This is a genomic window from Candidatus Cryptobacteroides sp. (genome assembly GCF_056207615.1).
The window spans coordinates 1-5,586 of record NZ_JBAEER010000175.1; the positions used below are offsets into that span (position 1 = coordinate 1).

A 5,586-nucleotide genomic window follows, 5' to 3' on the forward strand; every position below is an offset into this window, starting at 1 on the left:
GTGCCTGAATTCCCTTATCTCTGTCTGCTCGTGTCCGGAGGTAACTCGCAGATAGTCAAGGTCAACAGTCCGCTCGACTTCGAGATTCTCGGACAGACTATAGACGACGCGGTGGGAGAGGCGTTTGACAAATGCTCGAAGATGATGGGTCTGGGATATCCGGGTGGCCCTATCGTGGACAGGCTCGCTAAGCTAGGCGATCCTGAAAGATTCAAGTTCGCGAAGCCACATATCCCTGGACTCGACTACAGCTTCAGCGGAATAAAGACTTCGCTTCTGTACTTCGTCAGGGACGAGATCGCGAAGGATCCCGATTTTATGGAGAAGAACAAGGAGGACATCTGCGCGAGCTTCCAGAAGGCACTGATCGACATCCTTATGGACAAGCTCATCAAGGCGGCGAAGCAGACCGGCATCAAGCATGTCGCAATCGGCGGTGGCGTGTCAGCGAACAGTGGCCTGCGCAGCAGGATAGAGGAAGAAGGACGCAAGCGCGGCTGGCAGACCTACCTTCCTGAGTTCAAGTTCACTACCGATAACGCGGCGATGATTGCCATTGCAGGCTACTTCCACTACCAGAACGGGGAGAGGACATCTCTCGACGTGGCACCTGTGTCGCGAATGGCAGATTTCAAGTAAAGGAAAGATATGAAGGAGATAGAGATAGCGAAGAAGATAGGCAAGGAACTGACAGACGAAGACGTACTTCCCGTTGCCGCCAAGGCTCTCGGCGTGAAGCCGACCATGGTGGGAGAGTGGCGCGTGGTCCGCAGGTCCGTTGATGCAAGGCAGGACGTGCTCTACCGCTACCGAATCGCAGCCGTGCGCAAGGGTGAGCAGTTCGAGGAGTACCATCTCGACGAATATAAGCAAGTGTCTGATGCTCAGCCTGTCATCGTGATCGGTGCGGGCCCTGCGGGAATGTTCGCATCCCTTCGTCTCCTGATGAACGGATTCAAGCCGGTGGTGCTCGAGCGTGGAAAGGATGTGCATGCGAGAAAGGCGGACATGGCGAAGCTCTCCACCCTCGGCGAGGTAAATCCGGATAGCAACTACTGTTTCGGAGAGGGCGGTGCAGGCACATTCTCGGACGGAAAGCTCTTCACCCGCAGCAGCAAGCGCGGTGACATACGCGAGGTGCTCCATCAGCTCGTGCTCTTTGGGGCCGATCCGGACATACTCGTCAGCGCCCATCCTCATATCGGCAGCGACAAGCTTCCGACAGTGGTAGAGAATATCAGAAAGTGCATAGTAGAGCATGGCGGCGAATATCATTTCGACTCCCGCGTCACCGACATCGAGAAGCGTCCGGACTGTTCTTTTGCCGTGACCGTGAGCCATGATGGAAAGACCGAGTCATACGCTGCGAAGAATGTGATCCTCGCGACCGGCCATAGCGCACGCGACATATATGAACTCTTCGACAGGAAGGGTTGGACTATCGAAGCCAAGGGCTTTGCGCTCGGAGTCAGGGTAGAGCACCCTCAGTGGCTTATAAATAAGATACAGTATCACGGGAAATACCAGCCGTTCATGCCGACTGCCGAGTATTCGTTCGTGACCCAGATAGAAGGAAGGGGAGTGTTCTCCTTCTGCATGTGCCCGGGCGGCATACTCGTCCCAAGCGCCACCGCGCCTGGCGAGCTCGTGCTCAACGGAATGTCGAACTCGGCGCGAAACTCCAAGTGGGCGAATGCCGGGGTCGTGGTGTCGGTGGAGCCGGAAGACCTTCCGTCATACGCGAAACATGGACCTTTGGCTGCACTTGAGTTCCAGAAGGATGTGGAACGCTCCATGTATGAGTTCTCCGGTTCGATCAAGGCACCTGCCCAGAGGATGATGGATTTCTGCAGGAGGATTCCTTCGAAGGACCTTCCTCAGAGCTCGTACCATCCGGGCACGGTCAATGCCCCTCTGCACGAACTCCTTCCGGAGAATGTCGCGCTCAGGCTCAAGTACGCTTTCCCTTATGTGGGCAACAAGCTCATGCACGGGTACTATACCAATGAAGCCCTGCTTCTCGGAGTCGAGTCGAGGACTTCCTCTCCGGTGAGGATCCCGAGAAATCCGGAAACGCTCGAACATGTGCAGATCAGCGGACTCTATCCGTGTGGAGAGGGTGCCGGATATGCCGGAGGAATAGTGTCTTCGGCGCTTGACGGAATCAACTGTGCTGCAAAAATTCGTTAGGGAAGTAAAATTCTTCCAAAAAGTTTGCAGATTAATTTTTTTATCGTACTTTTGCAGTCCCAAAAAACAGCAACCTCTTGTGAACACTTTGAAACACAATGTTGCCACCTAAAAAATTTTTGAAGAGATGAATCTTATTAAGCTTGTTGAAGACTCATTTGCTAACGAGGCAGTGAAGTCATATCCAGAGTTCAAAGCTGGTGATACAATTACCGTTACCTTCAAGATCAAGGAGGGTGACAAGGAGAGACTCCAGAAGTTCCGTGGCGTAGTTATCCAGATCAAGGGTGCTACCGAGGCTACCAGGACTTTCACCATCCGCAAGATTTCAAGCGGTGTAGGTGTAGAGAAGATCGTTCCTTTCCAGTCTCCATCAATCGACTCAATCGAGGTTAACAAGCATGGTAAGGTACGTCGCGCAAGAATCTTCTACCTCCGTGAGCTCTCAGGTAAGAAGGCTCGTATCAAGGAGCGCAAGTACATTGCTAAGGACACAGAGTAATCTGACCTTATAACGGCGCGTTAGCTCAGCTGAATAGAGCATTTGACTACGGATCAAAAGGTCGTAGGTTTGAATCCTACACGCGTCACGAAAAAAGCATCGCCTAGAGCGATGCTTTTTTCGTTTATAGTTCCGCAATCATGTTGATGAACAGGGCGCACATCTTGTCCGCCGCAGCATCCGCCGCCTTGAGGATTTCTTCTCCGTCGGTCACGTAGTCATCCTCGACGCTGAAATGGGCGAGGTCTGTGACAATCGATACGCCGAATACGGGTATGCTCATGTGACGGGCCACGATTACCTCAGGAACGGTGCTCATGCCGACTGAGTCGGCTCCGATAATCTTGTAGAACCGATACTCACCAGGAGTTTCGTATGCAGGACCTGAGCAAGCCAGATATACTCCCTTGCGGATATAAGGGGTGAGCCCGAGTCTTTCACATATAGCCTCCGCCTTTGCGATGAGCTCGAGGCTGTAAGGCTGGGTCATGTCTGGGAAGCGAGGACCGAACTCGTCGAAATTAGGTCCGATGAGCGGATTAGGAAGCATGTTGATATGATCCTTTATGATCATCATGTCTCCCATGTTGTAATCAGGATTTACTCCACCGGCTGCATTCGATACGAAGAGGTAGCTTATTCCGAGCATCTTCATGACCCTGATGGGGAGAGTCACGGTCTCCATCGGATAGTTCTCGTAGTAGTGATAGCGACCCTGCATAGCGATCACGCATTTTCCTCCGAGCTGACCTACGATGAGGTTGCCCTTGTGACCGAGTGCGGTCTGGAGAGGGAAGTGCGGTATGCTGACGAAGGGGATGACGATGGGATCTGCTATCATGTCTGCCAGCTTTCCGAGTCCGCTGCCGAGCACTATGCCTGCAAGCGGCTGCCGGTCTCCTATTCTCTCGCGGATAAAATCAGCTGCTTCGTGTATTCTGATTGTTCTTTCGTCCATAAACTATTGGGCGGGATTTACTTTGTTCCGAAGATACGGTCTCCAGCGTCGCCGAGACCTGGTACGATATAGGCGTTCTCGTTGAGCCTCTCGTCTATTGCCGCAACGTAGATGTCTATGTCTGGGTGTGTCTCCTGCACGGCCTTGAGGCCTTCCGGAGCTGCTACGAGGCACATGAGCCTGATGCTGCTGCATCCCTTTTCCTTGAGCATCGCGATCGCATCGCATGCGCTGCCGCCGGTGGCGAGCATAGGGTCAGTGAGGATGATGGTCCTTTCTGCGATGTCGAAAGGAAGCTTGGAGTAGTAGAATACAGGTTTGTGGGTCTCCTCGTTCCTGTAGAGGCCGATGTGCCCGACCTTGGCTACCGGGATGAGGTCCATGAGACCGTCCACCATGCCTATTCCTGCGCGGAGGATAGGTACGATTGCCACTTTCTTTCCCTTGATTTCCTTTGCGATCATCTTCTGGATAGGTGTCTCAATCTCGACGTCGGAGAGAGGGAAGTCCCTCGTCACCTCGTAACCCATAAGAAGTGCGATCTCCCTGAGGAGCTGACGGAAGTCCTTTGAACCGGTGTTCTTGTCTCGCATGATGCTGAGCTTGTGCTGCACCATAGGATGGTCTATGACTGTTACTTTGCTCATGGTCTTAGTGTTTAATTATCGTGAAATCAAAGTTATGAATAAAAAATAATATATTTGTCCTCTGACAAACAAGATTGGAATATATGTCGAACAACAATTCATTTCTCACTTTCCTCGCAGGAGCGGCTTTCGGAGCGGCAGCCTATGCCTTCGTGAAGTCTGACAAGGAGAAGGTGAAGGACGCCCTGGACAAACTCGAGAACATGCTTGTCGAAGGTGGCGATCCGAAGGACGCCGACGTCTCCGCAGAAACGGAGCCCGTCGCTGACACAGATAATGAAGTAACCGCGGAGGAGGAAACGATATGATAGATTACAAGAAACCGATAGAAAACCTCGCCTCTGACGTGAAGGACTATGTCGACCTCCGGGTCGATGATCTCAAGCTCAAGACGACAAAGGGCCTTTCCGTGACCCTCGCGAGGATACTTTCCACTCTCGTGATACTCTTCGTGCTTGGAATGGTCATCATTTCACTTACCGTGGCCTTCGTCCTGATGGTGGGCCATCTTACCGGTAACTATGCGCTCGGTGCATTCATCGCGACAGCCATCTTCCTTGTGGCACTCGTTGTGCTCTTTTCGCTGCGCAAGAAGATGTTCGCCGGCAGCTTCGTCAGAATGTTCATCCAGATTTTCTATCCAGAGGACTATGAGTAGGAAGAATATATCGTCAATGAAGGAGCTCGATGAGGCCCAGAGGCAGTTGAACCGTCAGATTCGCGAGAAGGAATCATCCATCATCATGAAATACGATGAGGCCCGCCAGTTCTATAATCCATCGAACATGGTGAACGGCTTCGTTCAGGACTACGTGGACAGCTTTGACTGGAGGGCGGCAGCGCTCAGTATAGTCAGGAGCCTGAAGGAAAAACTACAGTAAACAAAGAATCCGACCCTTGCGGGCCGGATTCTTTGTTTATGGACTAGTTGAACATGTCCTTGAGCTTGTCGAAGAACGACTTGTCGTTCTTTGTGTCTGGTTTGAAGCTCTCGCTCTGAGAGAGCTTCTCGATGAGCTCCTTCTCCTCTCTGTTGATCTTCTTCGGGATGAAGACGATGAACTTCACGATAAGGTCGCCGTTTCCATAGCCGTTCACTGTAGGAAGACCCTTGCCGCGCACTCTCATGGTCTGGCCGGACTGTGTGCCTGGCTCGACATGTACCTTGGTCTTGCCTCCTACGCATGGTACCTCGATGTCAGCTCCGAGTATTGCGTCGGTGACGGAGAGGATCTTGGTGTAGATGAGGTTGTTGCCTTCTCTTACGAGCTCCGGATGCTTGATCTCCT

At 52.3% G+C, this 5,586-nt stretch carries 9 protein-coding genes and 1 tRNA gene; 7 read left to right on the forward strand and 3 right to left on the reverse strand.

Annotated elements, in window-relative coordinates; translation table 11 throughout:
- The 4 genes from AC06ND_RS09580 to AC06ND_RS09595 all read left to right on the forward strand — a co-directional run.
- The coding region (locus AC06ND_RS09580; RefSeq protein ID WP_475678755.1) for a tRNA (adenosine(37)-N6)-threonylcarbamoyltransferase complex transferase subunit TsaD at positions 1-639 on the forward strand (639 nt) is incomplete at its 5' end.
- Positions 640-648: 9 nt separating this feature from the next.
- Positions 649-2,190 (forward strand): NAD(P)/FAD-dependent oxidoreductase, encoded by a 1,542-nt coding sequence (locus tag AC06ND_RS09585; RefSeq protein WP_475678756.1) that lies wholly within the window; start codon positions 649-651, stop codon positions 2,188-2,190.
- 127 nt (positions 2,191-2,317) lie between these two features.
- On the forward strand, positions 2,318-2,692 hold the full coding sequence (gene rplS / locus AC06ND_RS09590; RefSeq protein ID WP_475678757.1) for a 50S ribosomal protein L19: 375 nt from the start codon (positions 2,318-2,320) through the stop codon (positions 2,690-2,692).
- Positions 2,693-2,706: 14 nt separating this feature from the next.
- A tRNA-Arg gene (locus tag AC06ND_RS09595) sits at positions 2,707-2,780 on the forward strand.
- A 36-nt stretch (positions 2,781-2,816) separates the two neighbouring features.
- Here AC06ND_RS09595 and AC06ND_RS09600 read toward each other — a convergent pair.
- Together AC06ND_RS09600 and upp are read right to left on the reverse strand one after the other, a co-directional pair.
- Complete coding sequence (locus AC06ND_RS09600) at positions 2,817-3,650, reverse strand: purine-nucleoside phosphorylase (protein WP_475678758.1); 834 nt, start codon at positions 3,648-3,650, stop codon at positions 2,817-2,819.
- A gap of 17 nt (positions 3,651-3,667) precedes the next feature.
- A complete protein-coding gene (gene upp / locus AC06ND_RS09605; RefSeq protein ID WP_475678759.1) occupies positions 3,668-4,297 on the reverse strand; it encodes a uracil phosphoribosyltransferase in 630 nt (209 codons plus the stop codon).
- An 83-nt stretch (positions 4,298-4,380) separates the two neighbouring features.
- Here upp and AC06ND_RS09610 point away from each other — a divergent pair, with 83 nt between their 5' ends.
- From AC06ND_RS09610 to AC06ND_RS09620, 3 genes are read left to right on the forward strand one after another with little or no spacing between them, the layout of a single operon-like run.
- Positions 4,381-4,605 (forward strand): hypothetical protein, encoded by a 225-nt coding sequence (locus tag AC06ND_RS09610; RefSeq protein ID WP_475678760.1) that lies wholly within the window; start codon positions 4,381-4,383, stop codon positions 4,603-4,605.
- Positions 4,602-4,955, forward strand: a complete 354-nt coding sequence (locus AC06ND_RS09615) for a hypothetical protein (protein ID WP_475678761.1) — start codon at positions 4,602-4,604, stop codon at positions 4,953-4,955. Before AC06ND_RS09610 ends, AC06ND_RS09615 begins: the two co-directional genes overlap by 4 nt.
- Positions 4,948-5,178, forward strand: coding sequence for a hypothetical protein (locus tag AC06ND_RS09620; protein ID WP_475678762.1), 231 nt, complete (start codon positions 4,948-4,950; stop codon positions 5,176-5,178). The genes AC06ND_RS09615 and AC06ND_RS09620 overlap by 8 nt, the downstream gene beginning before the upstream one ends.
- Positions 5,179-5,221: 43 nt before the next feature.
- Here the strand turns inward: AC06ND_RS09620 and AC06ND_RS09625 are convergent.
- Positions 5,222-5,586, reverse strand: a 365-nt coding sequence (locus AC06ND_RS09625) for a DnaJ C-terminal domain-containing protein (RefSeq protein ID WP_475678763.1), incomplete at its 5' end; no start/stop codon positions are given.

Excerpts from the sequence above, each read along its gene's own strand:
- AC06ND_RS09585 (WP_475678756.1), top strand. The coding sequence starts at position 649 with ATGAAGGAGATAGAGATAGCGAAGAAGATAGGCAAGGAACTGACAGAC.
- rplS (WP_475678757.1), top strand. The coding sequence starts at position 2,318 with ATGAATCTTATTAAGCTTGTTGAAGACTCATTTGCTAACGAGGCAGTG.
- AC06ND_RS09600 (WP_475678758.1), bottom strand. The coding sequence starts at position 3,650 with ATGGACGAAAGAACAATCAGAATACACGAAGCAGCTGATTTTATCCGC.
- upp (WP_475678759.1), bottom strand. The coding sequence starts at position 4,297 with ATGAGCAAAGTAACAGTCATAGACCATCCTATGGTGCAGCACAAGCTC.
- AC06ND_RS09610 (WP_475678760.1), top strand. The coding sequence starts at position 4,381 with ATGTCGAACAACAATTCATTTCTCACTTTCCTCGCAGGAGCGGCTTTC.
- AC06ND_RS09615 (WP_475678761.1), top strand. The coding sequence starts at position 4,602 with ATGATAGATTACAAGAAACCGATAGAAAACCTCGCCTCTGACGTGAAG.
- AC06ND_RS09620 (WP_475678762.1), top strand. The coding sequence starts at position 4,948 with ATGAGTAGGAAGAATATATCGTCAATGAAGGAGCTCGATGAGGCCCAG.